The organism is Microbacterium sp. ABRD28, assembly GCF_003850245.1.
Lineage (GTDB): Bacteria > Actinomycetota > Actinomycetes > Actinomycetales > Microbacteriaceae > Microbacterium.
The window spans coordinates 2,210,310-2,225,897 of record NZ_CP031015.1; the positions used below are offsets into that span (position 1 = coordinate 2,210,310).

At 68.6% G+C, this 15,588-nt stretch carries 20 protein-coding genes and 2 tRNA genes; 12 read left to right on the plus strand and 10 right to left on the minus strand.

Translation table 11 applies throughout. The annotated features are described in order from the left end of the window. Positions 1 to 3 precede the first annotated feature (3 nt). The 3 genes from DT073_RS10655 to DT073_RS10665 are packed head-to-tail and all read left to right on the plus strand — an operon-like array spanning position 4 to position 3,257. Complete coding sequence (locus DT073_RS10655) at positions 4 to 1,128, plus strand: mechanosensitive ion channel family protein (RefSeq protein WP_124293370.1); 1,125 nt, start codon at positions 4 to 6, stop codon at positions 1,126 to 1,128. Between the two features lie 51 nt (positions 1,129 to 1,179). Further along, positions 1,180 to 1,590 (plus strand): globin, encoded by a 411-nt coding sequence (locus DT073_RS10660; RefSeq protein WP_124293371.1) that lies wholly within the window; start codon positions 1,180 to 1,182, stop codon positions 1,588 to 1,590. After that, the gene (locus tag DT073_RS10665) at positions 1,590 to 3,257 is read left to right on the plus strand and encodes an FAD-binding dehydrogenase (protein ID WP_124293372.1); all 1,668 of its coding nucleotides are present in this window, start codon (positions 1,590 to 1,592) and stop codon (positions 3,255 to 3,257) included. Before DT073_RS10660 ends, DT073_RS10665 begins: the two co-directional genes overlap by 1 nt. Before the next feature lie 24 nt (positions 3,258 to 3,281). Here the strand turns inward: DT073_RS10665 and DT073_RS10670 are convergent, their stop codons facing one another. Further along, positions 3,282 to 3,959, minus strand: a complete 678-nt coding sequence (locus DT073_RS10670; protein WP_124293373.1) for a DUF8185 domain-containing protein — start codon at positions 3,957 to 3,959, stop codon at positions 3,282 to 3,284. 126 nt (positions 3,960 to 4,085) lie between these two features. Here DT073_RS10670 and DT073_RS10675 point away from each other — a divergent pair, with 126 nt between their 5' ends. Continuing rightward, entirely contained in the window at positions 4,086 to 4,937 is an 852-nt protein-coding gene (locus DT073_RS10675; protein ID WP_124294470.1) for an acyl-CoA thioesterase, read from the plus strand. 19 nt (positions 4,938 to 4,956) lie between these two features. On the opposite strand, the gene DT073_RS10680 is transcribed toward DT073_RS10675, so the two are convergent. From DT073_RS10680 to ssb, 4 genes are all read right to left on the minus strand, one after another. Continuing rightward, positions 4,957 to 5,481 (minus strand): acyl-CoA thioesterase, encoded by a 525-nt coding sequence (locus DT073_RS10680; RefSeq protein ID WP_240638579.1) that lies wholly within the window; start codon positions 5,479 to 5,481, stop codon positions 4,957 to 4,959. Continuing rightward, positions 5,474 to 7,153: an energy-dependent translational throttle protein EttA gene (ettA, locus tag DT073_RS10685; protein ID WP_124293375.1), complete on the minus strand. Its 1,680-nt coding sequence runs from the start codon at positions 7,151 to 7,153 to the stop codon at positions 5,474 to 5,476. The genes DT073_RS10680 and ettA overlap by 8 nt, the downstream gene beginning before the upstream one ends. 101 nt (positions 7,154 to 7,254) lie before the next feature. Continuing rightward, positions 7,255 to 7,785, minus strand: a complete 531-nt coding sequence (locus DT073_RS15970; protein ID WP_353681937.1) for a DUF6993 domain-containing protein — start codon at positions 7,783 to 7,785, stop codon at positions 7,255 to 7,257. Positions 7,786 to 7,830: 45 nt separating this feature from the next. After that, entirely contained in the window at positions 7,831 to 8,385 is a 555-nt protein-coding gene (gene ssb, locus DT073_RS10695) for a single-stranded DNA-binding protein (protein ID WP_124293376.1), read from the minus strand. A gap of 202 nt (positions 8,386 to 8,587) precedes the next feature. Between ssb and DT073_RS10700 the strand changes: the two genes are divergently transcribed. Continuing rightward, entirely contained in the window at positions 8,588 to 8,848 is a 261-nt protein-coding gene (locus DT073_RS10700) for a DNA mismatch repair protein (protein WP_124293377.1), read from the plus strand. A 5-nt stretch (positions 8,849 to 8,853) separates the two neighbouring features. Here the strand turns inward: DT073_RS10700 and yczR are convergent, their stop codons facing one another. Beyond that, positions 8,854 to 10,278, minus strand: a complete 1,425-nt coding sequence (yczR, locus tag DT073_RS10705) for a MocR-like transcription factor YczR (RefSeq protein ID WP_124293378.1) — start codon at positions 10,276 to 10,278, stop codon at positions 8,854 to 8,856. Positions 10,279 to 10,339: 61 nt separating this feature from the next. Between yczR and yczE the strand changes: the two genes are divergently transcribed. Beyond that, the gene (yczE, locus tag DT073_RS10710; RefSeq protein WP_124293379.1) at positions 10,340 to 10,999 is read left to right on the plus strand and encodes a membrane protein YczE; all 660 of its coding nucleotides are present in this window, start codon (positions 10,340 to 10,342) and stop codon (positions 10,997 to 10,999) included. Positions 11,000 to 11,057: 58 nt separating this feature from the next. On the opposite strand, the gene DT073_RS10715 is transcribed toward yczE, so the two are convergent. Continuing rightward, positions 11,058 to 11,270, minus strand: a complete 213-nt coding sequence (locus tag DT073_RS10715) for a methyltransferase (RefSeq protein ID WP_124293380.1) — start codon at positions 11,268 to 11,270, stop codon at positions 11,058 to 11,060. Positions 11,271 to 11,377: 107 nt separating this feature from the next. Here DT073_RS10715 and DT073_RS10720 point away from each other — a divergent pair. From DT073_RS10720 to DT073_RS10745, 6 genes are all read left to right on the plus strand, one after another. Further along, positions 11,378 to 11,450 (plus strand) — tRNA-Arg (locus DT073_RS10720). 52 nt (positions 11,451 to 11,502) lie between these two features. Next, positions 11,503 to 12,129 carry an oligoribonuclease gene (orn, locus tag DT073_RS10725; RefSeq protein ID WP_124293381.1) on the plus strand — a complete coding sequence of 209 codons (627 nt, stop codon included), beginning with the start codon at positions 11,503 to 11,505 and terminating at the stop codon, positions 12,127 to 12,129. Between the two features lie 37 nt (positions 12,130 to 12,166). Next, positions 12,167 to 12,242 (plus strand) — tRNA-His (locus DT073_RS10730). A gap of 35 nt (positions 12,243 to 12,277) precedes the next feature. Next, positions 12,278 to 12,628: a metallopeptidase family protein gene (locus DT073_RS10735; RefSeq protein ID WP_124293382.1), complete on the plus strand. Its 351-nt coding sequence runs from the start codon at positions 12,278 to 12,280 to the stop codon at positions 12,626 to 12,628. Continuing rightward, positions 12,628 to 12,924, plus strand: coding sequence for an ATP-dependent Clp protease adapter ClpS (clpS, locus tag DT073_RS10740; protein WP_124293383.1), 297 nt, complete (start codon positions 12,628 to 12,630; stop codon positions 12,922 to 12,924). Before DT073_RS10735 ends, clpS begins: the two co-directional genes overlap by 1 nt. Beyond that, positions 12,921 to 13,424: a DUF2017 family protein gene (locus tag DT073_RS10745; RefSeq protein ID WP_240638580.1), complete on the plus strand. Its 504-nt coding sequence runs from the start codon at positions 12,921 to 12,923 to the stop codon at positions 13,422 to 13,424. Before clpS ends, DT073_RS10745 begins: the two co-directional genes overlap by 4 nt. Before the next feature lie 4 nt (positions 13,425 to 13,428). Here DT073_RS10745 and DT073_RS10750 read toward each other — a convergent pair whose 3' ends face one another. The 3 genes from DT073_RS10750 to dinB are packed head-to-tail and all read right to left on the minus strand — an operon-like array spanning position 13,429 to position 15,581. Next, positions 13,429 to 14,022, minus strand: coding sequence for a nucleoside/nucleotide kinase family protein (locus tag DT073_RS10750; protein WP_124293384.1), 594 nt, complete (start codon positions 14,020 to 14,022; stop codon positions 13,429 to 13,431). Further along, entirely contained in the window at positions 13,997 to 14,317 is a 321-nt protein-coding gene (locus DT073_RS10755) for a hypothetical protein (protein WP_124293385.1), read from the minus strand. The genes DT073_RS10750 and DT073_RS10755 overlap by 26 nt, the downstream gene beginning before the upstream one ends. A gap of 25 nt (positions 14,318 to 14,342) precedes the next feature. Next, positions 14,343 to 15,581, minus strand: coding sequence for a DNA polymerase IV (gene dinB / locus DT073_RS10760; RefSeq protein ID WP_124293386.1), 1,239 nt, complete (start codon positions 15,579 to 15,581; stop codon positions 14,343 to 14,345). Between the last annotated feature and the right edge of the window lie 7 nt (positions 15,582 to 15,588).

Consider the following 15,588-nt stretch of genomic DNA (forward strand, 5'->3'; position numbering starts at 1 on the left):
CCGATGACTGTCATCTCCGTCTCCGCGTCCGCAGCGCCCGCCGAGGAGCCTCCCGCCCTCCCCGCACCCTGGGATGTCGTCCTGCCCGTCCTGCAAGAGATCGGGTGGCGAGCGTTGCAGGTCGCGATCATCGTCGTGGCCGCCCTGCTCATCGCCATCATCCTCCGGGCCGTCATCCGCAGGGTCGTCGATCGCATCGTCTCCGGTGCGAAGAACCGTGCCCGCGTCGACGACACGCAGGCGCTGGAGCGCTCCCCCGTCGCACAGGTGCGCGTCGTCCAGCGGACCCGCACGCTCGGCTCGATCCTGCAGAACATCGTCGGGGTCACGATCATCGTCGTGGCGCTGCTCCTCATCGTCTCGGTGATCAACCCGAACATCCTGGGGTCGCTCACCCTCCTGACAGCGGCCGTCGGCGCCGGCCTCGGCTTCGGCGCCCAGAACATCGTCAAGGACGTTCTCAACGGCATCTTCATCGTCGCCGAGGACCAGGTGGGGATCGGCGACGTCGTCGATCTGGGGCTCGCCACCGGCATCGTGGAGTACGTCAGCGTCCGGGTCACCCACGTCCGTGACGTCAACGGCACCCTCTGGTACGTCCGCAACGGCGAGATCACCCGCATCGGCAACCTGTCGCAGGGATGGTCTCGGGTCATCGTCGACGTCGGAGTTCCCGCCGACTCCGACATCGACGAGGTCGAACATGCACTGCAGGATGCCGCGACGGGACTTGCGAAGGATCCCAAGTGGCGCTCCCGGATCGTCGACCGGCCCGAGGTCTGGGGATTGGAGGCGGTCACCGGCGAGACACTGGTGCTCCGGGTGGTGATCCGCACGCGGGCCCACTCGAAGGACGATGTCGCCCGGGAGCTGCGTGTCCGTGTGAAGCGGGCGACCGATGACCTGGGGCTGAGCGCCACCGTCACCTCGGTGCGGCTCGAGGGCCATGACGGCGCCCACCGAGTGCGCGGCGCGAACCCGCCCAAGACGAAGCCGACCCCTGTGCCGATCGCCGCGGAGCGACCGGTCTGGCGCCCGAAGCTGCGCCCCCGACGCTCGCGCGAAACCCCGCCGCCGCCGGGCACGGCACCCCCCGGGACCACCACCCCGCCCGATGCGGACGCGTAGATTGGAGGCTGGCGCCGCGGAGGTGCCGCCTTCGGAAGGAGCCCCGAGCCGGTGAGTGACGCCGAGACATCGCCACGGTCGTTCTACGACGAGGTGGGCGGCCACGACACCTTCGTCCGACTCGTGGACGTCTTCTATCGGGAGGTGGCCGCCGATCAGGTCCTGCGCCCGATGTACCCGGAGGAGGACCTCGGACCGGCCAAGGATCGCCTGACGCTGTTCCTCGAGCAGTACTGGGGCGGCCCGACGACCTACAGTCTCCAGCGGGGCCACCCGCGGTTGAGGATGCGCCACGCCCCGTTCCACGTCAATCCCGACGCGCGGGACCGGTGGCTGCGCCACATGCGGACCGCCGTCGACGAACTCCGGCTGCCTCCTCTGCAGGAGGAGACGCTGTGGGATTACCTGCACCGGGCGGCCTTCGCGATGGTGAACACCTTCGAGCCGACGAAGGGGTCGTGATGGCGTCGACGGAGGTCCTGCAGGCCGATGTCCTCGTGATCGGGTGGGGCCTGGCAGGTCTCGTCGCGACCGCCGAGGCGGTGAGCGCGGGAAAGCGCGTGATCCTGCTGGATCAGGAGCCGCGCAGCAACCTCGGCGGTCAGGCCTGGTGGTCTTTCGGCGGCCTCTTCCTGGTGGACTCCCCCGAGCAGCGGCGAATGGGCGTACGGGATTCCCTGGCCCTCGCCGAGCAGGACTGGTGGGGAACGGCCGGCTTCGACAGGCCCGAGGACCTCTGGCCCCGCCGGTGGGCCGAGGCCTACCTCGACTTCGCCGCGGGCGAGAAGCGGGCGTGGTTGCGCGGCAAAGGGATGTCGTTCTTCCCGGTCGTCGGCTGGGCCGAACGCGGAGGCTACGGCGCGACCGGCCCCGGCAACTCCGTCCCGCGATTCCACATCACCTGGGGCACGGGCCCCGGCGTCGTGGCGCCCTTCCTCCGAGACGTCGAACGCGCGGAGGCGGAGGGACGCGTGACGATCCTGCCCCGCCACCGGGTCACGGGGCTCCTCCCCCGCGACGGAGCGATCGGCGGTGCAGAGGGCCAGATCCTCGCACCCTCCGGCTCCGCTCGCGGGCGTCCGAGTTCTCGCGAGGTGGTGGCCGACTTCCAGATCACGGCCGGAGCCACCATCGTCGCGTCGGGAGGGATCGGCGGCAACCACGATCTCGTCCGTCAGGCGTGGCCGGACCGACTGGGCACACCGCCCGAGCGGATGCTCGCGGGGGTCCCCGCCTACGTCGACGGGTCGATGATGCAGACGGCGGCAGCCTCGGGTGCGCGGGTGATCAACAGCGATCGGATGTGGCACTACGTCGAGGGGCTGCACAACGTCGACCCGGTCTGGCCCGCCCACGGAATCCGCATCCTGCCTGGTCCTTCCTCGCTGTGGCTGGATGCCCGAGGAACCCGCCTCCCCGTGCCGCTGTACCCCGGATTCGACACCCTCGGCACTCTCGCCCACCTGCGCCGGACCGGATTCGATCACTCCTGGTTCGTGCTCTCCTCCCGCATCGTGGAGAAGGAGTTCACGCTGTCGGGCAGCGAGCAGAATCCCGACCTGACCGGCAAAGATCTGCCCCTGCTCATCCGTTCCCGTCTCGGCAAGGGCGCCGCCGGGCCGGTGCAGGCGTTCCTCGACCACGGTGAGGACTTCGTGGTGCGCGACACCCTCGACGATCTGATCGCCGGCATGCAGGCCCTCCCGGGCGGCGACGTCCTGGACGGCGCGCAGGTGCGGCGCGAGGTGGAAGCCCGCGACCGCGAGGTCGAGAACCCCTTCACCAAGGATGCACAGATCGCGATGCTGCGCTCCGCGCGTGCATTCCGAGGTGACCGGCTGATCCGCACCGCCGCGCCGCACCGACTGCTGGACCCCAAGGCGGGCCCCCTCATCGCGGTGCGCCTCGGCGTCGTCACCAGGAAGACCCTCGGCGGTATCGAGACCGATCTCGACGGCCGTGCCCTGGGCGAAGGAGGCTCGGCTGTGCCGGGGCTGTTCGCCGCGGGTGAGGCGAGCGGATTCGGTGGCGGCGGCGTCCACGGATACCGGGCGCTGGAGGGGACGTTCCTCGGCGGATGCCTGTTCAGCGGCCGCGCGGCGGGACGGGGTGCCGCCGCAGCAGTGTGACCCGCGGCGGTCTGCGCTGGCTGTTCAGCGGTCCGTGCGACCGGTCGTGCGGACCGCGGTGAGTCCCTCGCGGGGCGGGCGACGGACCAGCACGTGCCCGCGCCGAAGACTCAGCCGCGTCCACGACGGTGCGGTGAAGACGCGTACCGTCTCCTCGCCACCGATGAAGCCCAGCCCGAATGCGGCGAAGGCGACGCCGAGCGGCAGATCGGCGAGTTCCTCCGCGGGTGCTCCCCAGACATCCGATCTGATCACGCGCACCACGTCCTCGCCCGCGTCGGCAGGGAGCTTGTTCGCCACGGCCGCCATCCCCCACTGCGCGCGTGATGCGAGATCGGATGCCGCGATGTCTCCACCGGGCACCCACCCACCCTGTGGCGGCGAGATACCCGCCCATGCCGGGGCGAGGGCCGTCGCCGGCAGAGCGAGGGCTCGGTCCTCGGCCGCGTCCACAGCGAGTGACGTCGCGTCCACGACGAAGTCGCACTCCAGTTCGGGGTCGGCGCGGATCGCCCGCATTCCGAGGATGGTGGGCGTGCTGTCGAAGAGCCCTCGCGGCGCCAGCACGGCCGCCCACATCGTCAGGGTTCCCGCGGAGGACCGCAGGCGCACCGCGCCGTCGCCGAGTCGGGCGGCGCGACCGGCGAAGGTGAGGGCATCGGCGACGGCGTCGTGATCGGCGAGAAGAAGGCGCTCGGACATCCGACCTAAACTACCAACGATCGGGCGCCGCGCCCGGACAGGAGGAACAGGCGCGTGACCGAGCCCGAACACCCGGCGCACCCGGATCCGGGACACGGCGGATCCGACGTCGACCCCGTCGCGTCCATGCTCGCCGTTCTCGATCTCGAGGACTCCTCAGCTCGGACCACGGAAGACATCTTCACCGGGGTGTCGCAGCGGATGCCGCTCGGCCGCGTCTACGGCGGTCAGGTGCTGGCGCAGTCGCTCGTCGCCGCCGAGCGCACCATCCCCGAAGGCCGGACGGTCCATTCGATGCACGGCTACTTCCTCCGTCCCGGCGACGCAGGTCAGGGGATCACCTTCTCGGTGGACCGCATCCACGACGGCAGATCCTTCTCCACGCGACGCACACAGGCCTTCCAGTCGGGAGTGCCGATCTTCTCCGCGATCGCGTCCTTCCAGGACGACGATCCCGGGCTCGAACACCAGACGGGCCTCCCCGACGACCTTCCCGCTCCGGAGGATCTGCCCGACATCGAGGAGCAGCTGACCGGCCTGCACCCGATGTCCAAGCGGCTTTTCACCGATCGCCCCGTCGACGTTCGCCACGTGCCGTCGTCGATCTACATGCGGGTGGAAGGCGAGTGGGCACCCCGGCAGGCGGTGTGGCTGCGCACCCGCCGCGCGCTGCCGGATGAACCCGGCCTGCACCGGGCCGTCCTGGCCTACCTCAGCGACCTGACCATTCAGGAATCGATCCTGCGAGCTCACGGGGTCGCCTGGGCGACACCGGGACTGAAGGTGGCGAGCCTCGATCACGCGATGTGGTGGCATCGTCCGGCACGGGTCGACGAGTGGCTCGTGTACGTGCAGGAATCGCCGAGCGCCCGCGGCGGCCGGGGCCTCGCGCAGGGCAGGATCTTCACCCGCGACGGCGTGCTCGTCGCGAGCGTGGCTCAGGAGGTCATGGTTCGGGTGCCGAACACGGACGGCTGACTTCCCCGCGCGGCGTCGTCTAGCGGCGGTGCGCGTAGACGAGCGGCGGACCGACGTACGGCTCCCACGCCGCCCGCTCCTCGGCGCTCAGCCGGAGCGGGGCGCCGGAACGGGCGTCGACCTTGACCACGACCGTCGTCGCGCGCGCATAGATCGCCTGGGCTCCGTCGGGCGCGGCGGTCTCACGGGGGCTGCACACCTCGTAGCAGACCTCGATGCTCGAGCCGCCCAGCCTGCCGAACCACATCTGCACATCGAGCGGGTGGCGCTGGTACGGCACCGGCGCCAGGTACTCGATCTCCTGACGAGCGATCAGCGTGAGGACACCGGCGGAGATGCCGGAGGACAGCACCGCCGTGTCGGGGGCCGTCTCGCCGGGATCGGGAAGCCAGAATGCTCGGACACGCGCCTCTTCGAGAAGCTTCAGCATCGCTGTGTTGTTGACGTGGTTGAACGCGTCGAGATCCCCCCAGCGCAGGGGGATCGGGATGTGCAGCCGGAGGCCGAACGGTGTCGTCTCGGTGGCGACGACGGGTTCAGTCACGGGTGAGCTTGCGGTAGGCCGAGCGGTGCGGGGTCGCGGCGTCGGGGCCGAGCCGATCGATCTTGTTCTGCTCATAGGCATCGAAGTTGCCCTCGAACCAGTACCACTTGTCGGGGTGCTCCTCGGTGCCCTCGTACGCCAGGATGTGGGTGGCGATCCGGTCGAGGAACCACCGGTCGTGGGTGATGACCACGGCGCAACCGGGGAACTCCAGCAAGGCGTTCTCCAGCGACTGGAGCGTCTCGACATCGAGGTCGTTGGTCGGCTCGTCGAGGAGGAGCAGGTTGCCGCCCTCTTTCAGCGTCAGCGCGAGATTCAGGCGGTTCCGCTCGCCTCCGGAGAGCACGCCGGCCTTCTTCTGCTGGTCGGGCCCTTTGAAACCGAACTTCGACACGTACGCACGGGAGGGGATCTCCGTCTTGCCGACCGTGATGATGTCCAGACCGTCGGAGACGACTTCCCACAGCGTCTTCTCGGGATCGATGTTGGCGCGGGACTGGTCGACGTAGCTGATCTTGACCGTTTCGCCGATCTTCAGCGATCCGCCGTCGAGCGGCTCCAAGCCGACGATCGTCTTGAACAGGGTCGTCTTGCCGACGCCGTTGGGACCGATGACACCGACGATGCCGTTGGGCGGGAGGCTGAAACTCAGCCCGTCGATGAGCGATCGATCACCGAAACGCTTCTGCAGGTTCTTCGCCTCGATCACGATGCCGCCCAGACGCGGTCCCGGCGGAATCTGGATCTCCTCGAAGTCGAGCTTCCGGGTGCGATCGGCCTCGGCCGCCATCTCCTCGTAGCGCGCGAGGCGAGCTTTGGACTTGGCCTGCCGGCCCTTGGCATTGGAGCGGACCCACTCCAGCTCCTCCTTGAGGCGCTTGGCGAGTTTCGCGTCCTTCTTGCCCTGCACCTCCAGCCGCTCGCCCTTCTTCTCCAGGTAGGTCGAGTAGTTGCCCTCGTACCCGATGAGGCGACCGCGGTCGACTTCGGCGATCCACTCGGCCACGTTGTCGAGGAAGTAGCGATCGTGGGTGATGGCGATGACGGCGCCGGGATACTTCTGGAGGTGCTGCTCCAGCCAGAGCACACTCTCGGCGTCGAGGTGGTTGGTGGGCTCATCCAACAGCAGGAGATCGGGCTTCTGCAGCAGAAGCTTCGTCAATGCGACGCGACGCTTCTCACCCCCCGACAGCGGCGCGATCGCGGCCTCTCCGGGCGGGGTACGGAGCGCGTCCATGGCCTGCTCGAGCTGGGAGTCGAGGTCCCAGGCATCGGCGGCATCGATCTCCTCCTGCAACGTGCCCATCTCGGCCAGAAGAGCATCGAAGTCGGCATCGGGATCGGCCATCAGAGCGGAGATCTCGTTGAACCGGTCGAGCTTGGCCTTGATGGCGATTCCGTCCTGGATGTTCTCCAGCACCGTCTTGGACTCGTCCAGCTCGGGCTCCTGCATGAGGATCCCGACGGAGAATCCGGGACTGAGCTTGGCCTCGCCGTTCGAGGGCGTGTCCAGACCCGCCATGATCTTGAGGATCGTGGACTTCCCCGCCCCGTTGGGGCCGACCATTCCGATCTTCGCCCCCGGGAGGAAGGCCATCGTGACGTCGTCGAGGATCAGCTTGTCGCCGACCGCCTTGCGTGCCCGGACCATCGAGTAGATGTATTCAGCCATACCGTTCGCAGCTTCCCTTCGCGTCCCGACGTCAGCGTCCCAGCCTAGCCGGTCGGTTCTGCCGCCCCACGATCACCCGCCCCTGGGGGGCGGTCTGCCACTCACCAATCGATCGGGCGCGTCTCGCCCAGAAGGCACGCTCCGTCTGGAAGCGCCCCGAGCACGGTCGCGACCGGCTCGCCGGTGGCCTCACCCACTTGGCCGATCAGGCACTGCTCTCCCCATCGAACCGATACTTGAATGCTCTCGGCGGGGTTGCCCACGGTGGACGTGTCCGCGGTGACCTGCATCGCGCCCTTGTCGAATCCGCCGGCCGCCAACGCGTCGACGTACGCCCTGCCGGCGCCGCGTCCGTCGCTGTTCCACACCGATTGGATGATCTGGGAGAAGTACGGCAGATTGTCCTCCGCCGACCCATCGGGGAGCAGGCTCGGGCCGACCGGGGTGGGTGCGGCCGACGGCGTCGCTTCTGCGACGGGACCTGTCGGAGTCGCAGGGGGAACGGGAGTCGGCGTCGGGGTGCACGCCGTCAGCAGCAGCGCGACGGCCGCGCCGAGCACGACACCCTGGTGCCGCGGTGAAAGGCGCAGACGACGACGGCCGGCGTGGTGGTCCGGTTTCCGCAGAGGCACGCGCCGAGTCTACGTCGTGGCCTCACCGGCTCCTCGCGCCCGACCTCAGAAGGGTGTCTCCCCGGCCACCGACAGAATCGGGGCGCCGGAACCGGGGCCGTCGGTGTCGCCCTCGGAGGAGCCGTCGCGGGAACCCGGGGCACTCGTCGCCCACCCGTCGGTCGGCGTCTCAGAGGTCACCTCGGCGGGGACGCCGGGGGCGGCCCATCCATCCGCCGGGGCCGCGTCGGCCGCGGGTCGCGACGCGGTGGAACGCGTGAAACGCGACGTGCCGAACTTCAAGTCGTGCCCGATCGCGTCGGCCTCCAGCTCGACGGTCGTCCCCCTGCGCGTTCCGTTGTCCCACTCCCGCACCTTCAGCCGGCCGGTCACGATGACGCGGTCGCCGCGGCTGAGCGAGAGCACGGCGTTTTCGGCCAGCTGCCGGAACAACTGGACGGTGTAGTAACTGGTCTCGCCGTCGACCCACTGGCCCGTCGCTCTGTCAAGGCGTCGGTTCGAGGTCGCCACGCGGAACGAGGTCACGGCGACCCCGTCGAGGATCTTCTTGTGCTCGGGGATCGTCGCGATGTTGCCGGTGAGGGTGATGGTGTCTGTCATGATGCTCCTTCGTCGTGTGGATGTTCGGCTGTGCCGGTGCCCGGGTGCCCGGCGGACACCGGCACGACTTCATGGTGACGACGATGAAGACGGCCGCGGCGAGCCCCCCTTCGATCGGTGGAGAAACGCCGCTCAGACGGCGTTGTGCAGGAGAGGAGTGCGATGTCGGAGGCCGTAGTTATCTTCGATCCAGGAGGTAGCCATGACCACTCTCACCGACCGCGCGAGGTCCCTCGCAGAACCGACGTCGCATCCCGGCTTGCGGCTCGTCGATGCCGGCGGGCGGATGTGGCGGGTCGTCGACCGTGGCGGACGCATCGTCGGTCACATTCAGACCTTCCGCGATGCGGACGTGCCACCGTTCCACGCCCTCCGCTACTCGACGCGGATCCGGCGCTTCTTCGAACTGGGGCGGTTCTGGACCTTGGACGACGCGGTGTCGTGCCTCCACTACTCCCGGTGACGGCCTCAGACCATCGCTTCTTCGCGCAGCAGCGTCGGGGGCGCGGCCCGGGAGACGGTCGACCACGATTCGACCAGGATGTCCGCCGCCCGGATCAGCGTTTCCGGAGCTGCGGTGAAAGGCACCCGGAGGTATCGGTCGTGTCCGCCGTCGACCGAGAACCGGGGTCCCGACGTGAGCAGCAGGCCACGATGGCGAGCGTCCATGACGAGCGCCGCACTGAGGGGTGCATCCATTTCGATCCACAGGGAGACCCCGCCCTGTGGTTGGGGAACAGTGAAGCGCGGCAACCGCTCGCGGAGTGCGGCGATGATCACGTCCCTCCCCTCCCGCAACATATGCCGGCGCTGAGTGACCACATCGCCGAAACGGTCCAGGACAGCCGCCGCGACGACCTGCTCCAGCTCGGGCGTTCCGAGATCCTGCGCACTGCGCAGCGCGACGAGACGGCGGATCAACTCCGGTGCCGCACGAATCCATCCGACGCGGAGCCCGCCCCAAACCGTCTTGCCGAGTGAACCGATGCGAATCACCAGACTCGGATCGATCCGGTCGAAGCCGCGGGCGAGAGGCCCTCGGTCGATGTCCAGATCGGCCGTGGTCTCGTCGAGGATCAGCGTGGTCCCCGCGCGCTCGGCCCCGCGTGCGAGGGCGTCGCGCTCTGCCGCACTCATCGACCGACCCGTCGGATTGTGGAAGTCGGGCATCAGATACGCCGCCACCGGGAGCGTCCGTTGTGAGACCTGCGCCGCTCGTTCGATGTCCCATCCCTCCCGGACGGTGACCGGAACCGCGGTCAGTCGCCCACCCGCCTGCCGCAGCGCCTCCGCCGCGTGCGGATAGGTGGGGGTCTCGACGAGCACGCGGTCGCCGCGCGTGATCAGAGCGCGGGCGAGGAGATGAATCGCACTCTGCGCACCGGTGGTGATGAGGATCTGATCCGGGGAGGTCGCAAGGCCCCGCGCGGCATACTGCTCGGCTACCCGCAGTCGGAGCTCGTGCCGTCCGACGATGTCGTAGCCGGTGCGGGCGACGATCGTGGGCGCGTCGGCCACCGTTTCGGCGATGAGGCCGGCCAGACCCGGCCACGCGGCCGGGCTCGCCTGCTGGAGATCGATGTCATCGCGGTGGACATCGGAGGTGATGCCGGGGTCCCTCCTGAGAAGAGGGAGGGTGATGCTGCCCGATCCGCGCACGCTGTGGATGTGACCGGTGTCGCGCAGGCTCCGGTAGGCGGCGGCGACCGTGCTGCGGCTCAGGCCCAGAACCCCGGCCAGTTCCCGCTCGGCGGGCAGAGATGTGCGCGGCGCCAGTCGGTTGTCCAAGCACAGGAGTCGGATGCCGTCGGCCAACGCCTCGTAGGTGGGTTCTCGTGTGCGCCATCCCCCGAGAGCGTGGGAAAGGGAGCGCGCCGAGATGCGGGAATCCATCCATCCACTTTAGTTCGATTGGCATGTTTGCTGCAGTCCAATGAGATGCTGAGATGACAGGGTGATCAATCGCGTGTTCCGACTCCTCACCGGCCTCGTCCTGTACGGCGCCGGATGCGCACTCACGATCGAGGCGGGTCTGGGTGTCGACCCGTGGACCGTGTTCGCCGAGGGACTCTCCCGCCAGTCCGGGCTCGGGATCGGGTGGGTGACCAATCTCGTCGGACTCGGCGTTCTTCTCCTGTGGATCCCGCTGCGCCAACGGCCGGGAGTCGGGACCGTCGCCAACATCCTGCTCGTCGGCACGAGCATGCAGGTCGTGCTCGGTCTCATCCCGGCCGCGCCGAACCACATCGTGGCGCAGGCCGCCCTGCTCGTCGGCGGCATCCTCATCGTGGCGGTCGGGTGCGGCTTGTACATCGGCGCCCGCTTCGGGCCGGGCCCGCGCGACGGTCTCATGACCGGCATGCACGCACGATTCGGCTGGCCCGTCTGGGCGTGTCGGGGCGGCGTCGAACTCAGCGTGCTGCTGATCGGCTGGCTGCTCGGGGGGACGGTGGGCGTCGGCACCGTGGTGTTCGCCGTGGCGATCGGACCGCTGGTCCACATCACGCTGCCGATGTTCGACACCGCCCGCGAAAGCGGTTCCGCGGAGTCCCCCACCGGCGGCGCTGGTAGCGACACGACGCTGACCGCTGTCGACGCCACACGCGACGCGTGAACACGAGTCGACGAGCGCGAGGTCAGTCCGCGGTCGTCGGGACTCGGTTCGTCGGGACTCAGTGCTCCTCGAAGGTCGGCCAGGCGCTCCCCGGCCGCATCCGGGCGTGCAGGGCGTTCTTGGCGACATCCATGGTCGGGTAGGTGCCGGCCGTCTCTTCGGCCCCCGCCATCGTCACGGTGTAGCCATCGCCGGACTTGCGGATGCTTCCCACCACCCCGCCTGTCCCGTAGGCCACCCAGAGGGTCGAGTGCGTGTCGGTTGTGCTCATCGTCGAACTCCTTCCGATGCTCCGACGCTACGCCTCCGCCCGGCCCGCCGCCAGAGGTCGGGAGCGATTCCGGCCCTCCCTTGTTGGCCGCTACCCTTGTCTGGCGACCCCCAGTAGCTCAGTGGATAGAGCAGCGGCCTTCTAATCCGCCGGTCGCACGTTCGAATCGTGCCTGGGGGACCGACTGTCCGCGAATCGGAGCGGCGTGTGCGCCCGTCATTAGGATGGGCCCATGGTGGGTGCTTCGGAGAATGACCGGCTCGTGTGGATCGACTGCGAGATGACCGGCCTCGACCTCGCGGTCGACGAGCTCGTCGAGATCGCGATCGTGGTCACGGACTTCGAGCTGCGACCGTTGGATCCGGGATTCCAGGTCGTCATCAAGCCGGACGCCTCGGCGATGGAGAACATGAGCGATTTCGTGCGCACCATGCACGAGACCTCGGGCCTTCTGCAGGAGATCCCCGGCGGTGTCACGGTTGCCGACGCGGAGTTCCAGGCGTTGGAGTACATTCAGCGCTTCGCCCCGCAGGAGGGCAAAGCCCCGCTGGCCGGCAACACCATCGGAACGGACAGGATGTTCCTGGCGAAGTACATGCCGCGTGTCGATCGATGGCTGCACTATCGCAACGTCGACGTCTCCAGCATCAAGGAGCTCTCGCGTCGCTGGTATCCCCGTGCCTACATCCACGCACCGGCGAAGAACGGCGGCCATCGCGCGCTCGCTGACATCCGCGAGTCCATCACCGAGTTGGCCTACTACCGGCAGGCGGTCTTCGTGCCCGAACCTGGACCGACCAGCGACGGAGCCCGTGCGGCGGCCGCATCCGTGGTGTCGGCGTTCTCCCCCGGTGTATGAGAGAATCGTTGGGTTGTCCCGCCGATGCGGGACCGCGGTGGCTGTAGCTCAGTCGGTAGAGCACCTGGTTGTGGTCCAGGGGGCCGCGGGTTCAAGTCCCGTCAGCCACCCCAATCTCGCAGGCCTTCTGGGCCCGTATCGTGGAGTCATGCTCGAGATGGATGCGGATGCTTTCGAGCGTCTCGTGATCGAAGAGCTCGATCTCCTCCCCGACGACATGGTCGACGGTCTCGACAACGTCGTCTTCGTGGTCGAGGACCGGCCTGAGGATCCCGCACAGGAGTTGCTCGGCCTGTACGAGGGTTGGGCGTTGACCGAGCGTGATCGGTACGGCATGGGAGAACTGCCCGACCGCATCGTGCTGTACCGCGAACCCCACCTCGCCGCATGCGCTGACGAGCAGGCTCTGCGACATGAGGTGCACACCACCCTCGTCCATGAGATCGCCCATTTCTACGGCATCGACGACGACAAGCTGCACGAGCTCGGGTGGGCGTGATGGCGTCGACGACGCAGACTCAGGAGCGCCTCGACCAGCTGATCGAGGAGAGGACGACTGGTGGGTGGCAGACGGTGGTCTGGAATGATCCTGTCAACCTGATGAGCTATGTCACCCATGTCTTTCGCGAGTACTTCGGATTTCCCGCGGCCAAGGCCGAGCGGCTCATGCTCGCCGTCCACCACGTGGGTCATGCCGTCGTGGCCGAGGGGGCGCGGGAGCAGATGGAATTGCACACCCAGGCGATGCACGACTACGGCCTGTGGGCGACCGTGAGAAGGGCTCCCGCCGCGTGAACACCGTCCCTCTCGTTCTGCAGATCACGCGCCTGGAGGCGACCCATCTCGGTGATCTGGTCGACCAGTTCGCCGAGCTCGTCAGCGACCCCTCGGAGGGCGACCCCGCCGTGCTCCGGCTCGTCCCCGATGCGTACACCGACGACCCCGAGGCGGCTCGAGAGTTCCGCGACGTCACCGAACGAGACCTCCTTCACCGTCGGCACAGGGATGCACAGCTCGTGAAAATCAGTCTGTCTCCGGCGGCGACACTCGCATCCGTCACCACGGCGGGGGCCGAGGGCTGGGAAGAGGTCGATCTCGTTCTGGACCCCGACACCGTGCAGGCATGGATGCGAACCCTCGCTGCCGTGAGACTCGTCATCGCGTCCCGGCTCGGCATCACCGACGAAGATCAGCACGATGACGGCGATCCGCGGTTCGGCGTGTACGACTGGTTGGGCTATCGCCTGGAAGGCCTGATCCGGGCCATCGAGAACGCGGAGACCGCCGAGCGCTGAAAGCTCAGGGGATCGCGAAGACGTGGGTGGCCAGCTGAGCCGGCCCGTCCTCAACCAGGTGCCGCTCCTCTTGTCGGGCCCACCTGTCCCAATGGGGCCGGTACGTGTCACCGTCGCGCGAGAGGGCGCGGTCTCTGCGAGCTCGCGCGGGGGATTCGAGCCAGATGCGGATGTCGGCGAGCGGCGCGGTGCCCGCAGTCAACAGCCCCGATCCCTCGACGATGAGCGGCAGCGACGGGTCGACGGCATGGGCCTCGGCGTACTCCCCCCGCTCCCAGTCCCAGCGTTGCCAGACACCGATGAGACCTCGCGCGTGCGGCCGGAGTATCGCCTCCTGCGCCGTCCGCACCCCCTCCGCCAGTCCGTCCCAGCCGGGGTAGAGCGCGTCGAGCGCAACGGATTGGACCCGCCCGCGAAGAGGCCACGCGGCGATGAGCTCTCGCGCGAGGGAGGTCTTCCCCGCGCCGCTGCGGCCGTCGATCAGGATCACCGGGTTCGCTGCGGCGACGGAGAGGACGGCGTCGCGCGTGTGCTCGACCGCCGCCGTCAGTGCCCGCCCGACCGGGTCGGACTCACTTCTTGAGCGCGCGGATGACACGGCTGAGCGCGCGACCGGCCACCCAGACGAAGGGGATCCCGACCGCCAGGAGCGAAACGACGTTCGGCTCGAATCGCAGGTCGTCACCGCGACGGATGTAGGCACCGAGCGGAATCGCGTAGCCGCCGCCACCACCTCCGCCGTTTCCGGCTTCGTCGGATCCACCCCCGAAGGCGGTCCAGGTCAGGGCGACCGGGACCAGGCGGACACCGTCGACGTCCTGCTGCTCGCCGTAGACGGATGTGACGCCGAAGTCCGCGGACTGCTTGCCGAGGTCGAGTGCGATGTTGGGCATGCCCCCACGCTACTCGGCGCCACCTTCATTGCCCAGTCTTGCGCCGATCCTTGACGTGACCGTCAAGAAGCGTCGCACGGGTGATGCTTCCACGTCCGAACTTCGCGGCAGCGCCGTCGAGGACCCCCTCGACCCGCCGCCAGTCGTCGTCATCGTCCCACAGCGTCGGCACAGCGGTCGCGGAGGGTCGAAGCTTCTCGGCCCGGACGCCGACCAGCCGAATCGGGCCGCGTCGATCGAGAGCGTCGAAAAGGTCGATGGCAGCTGCCCCGATGCGCTGCCCGACCGCCGTCGTCTCCGGCAGGGCCTGCGCACGCGTCACGGTGCTGAAGTCGGCGAAGCGCACCTTGATCGACACCGTCCCGGCTTCCCAGCCGGATTCCCTCAGACGCGCACCGACGCGATCGGCAAGGCGGCGCAGCTCGACCCGCAGGACACCAGGGTCGTCGATGTCGTCGGCGAAGGTCTCTTCATGTCCGACGCTCTTCTCGACCCGTGTCGTCTCGACCTCACGTGGGTCGACACCCTGGGCCAGCTGGCGGACACGAGCACCGAGGGCAGCGCCGAGCACGCGATCGATCATCGCCGGAGGAGAGTCGATGATGTCGGCGACCGTGCGGATGCCCCGCGCCGCCAGCGCGTCGGTCGCCTTGGGTCCGACGCCCCACAGCTCACTCACGCTGCGACCGGCGAGAAAGCGGGTCGTCGCTGCTTCGGGAACGATGAGGAGACCGTCCGGTTTGCTCAGCGTGGACGCCATCTTCGCCACGTGCTTGGTCGCTGCGGCGCCCACGGAGCAGGGAAGTCCGACCTCGTCGCGCACCCGCGCACGCAGGAGTCGGGCGACATCGCCCGGACTCCCCCACAGTCGCCGCACCCCGCGCACATCCAAGAAGGCTTCGTCGATGGACAGGGGCTCGACCAGAGGCGTGATCTCGTGGAAGAGCGCCATGACCTCGGCCGAAAGCTCGAGGTAACGCGGGAACCGCGGGGGGATCACCAACGCGGCAGGGCAGAGTCGGAGCGCCTGCGAGACCGGCATCGCCGAGCGCACGCCGAAGCGCCGCGCCTCGTAGGAAGCGCTGGAAACGACGGAGCGGCTCTCAGGGGCACCGATGATCAGCGGCTTGCCACGCAGGGTCGGGTCATCCAGCACCTCGACGGAGGCGTAGAACGCATCCATGTCGACGTGGAGGATGCCGGCCCCCGTGTCATCTGCACCCTCCGGTGAGACGAGCCGGCCGCTGCCGTCACCGCGACCCATGCGTCCA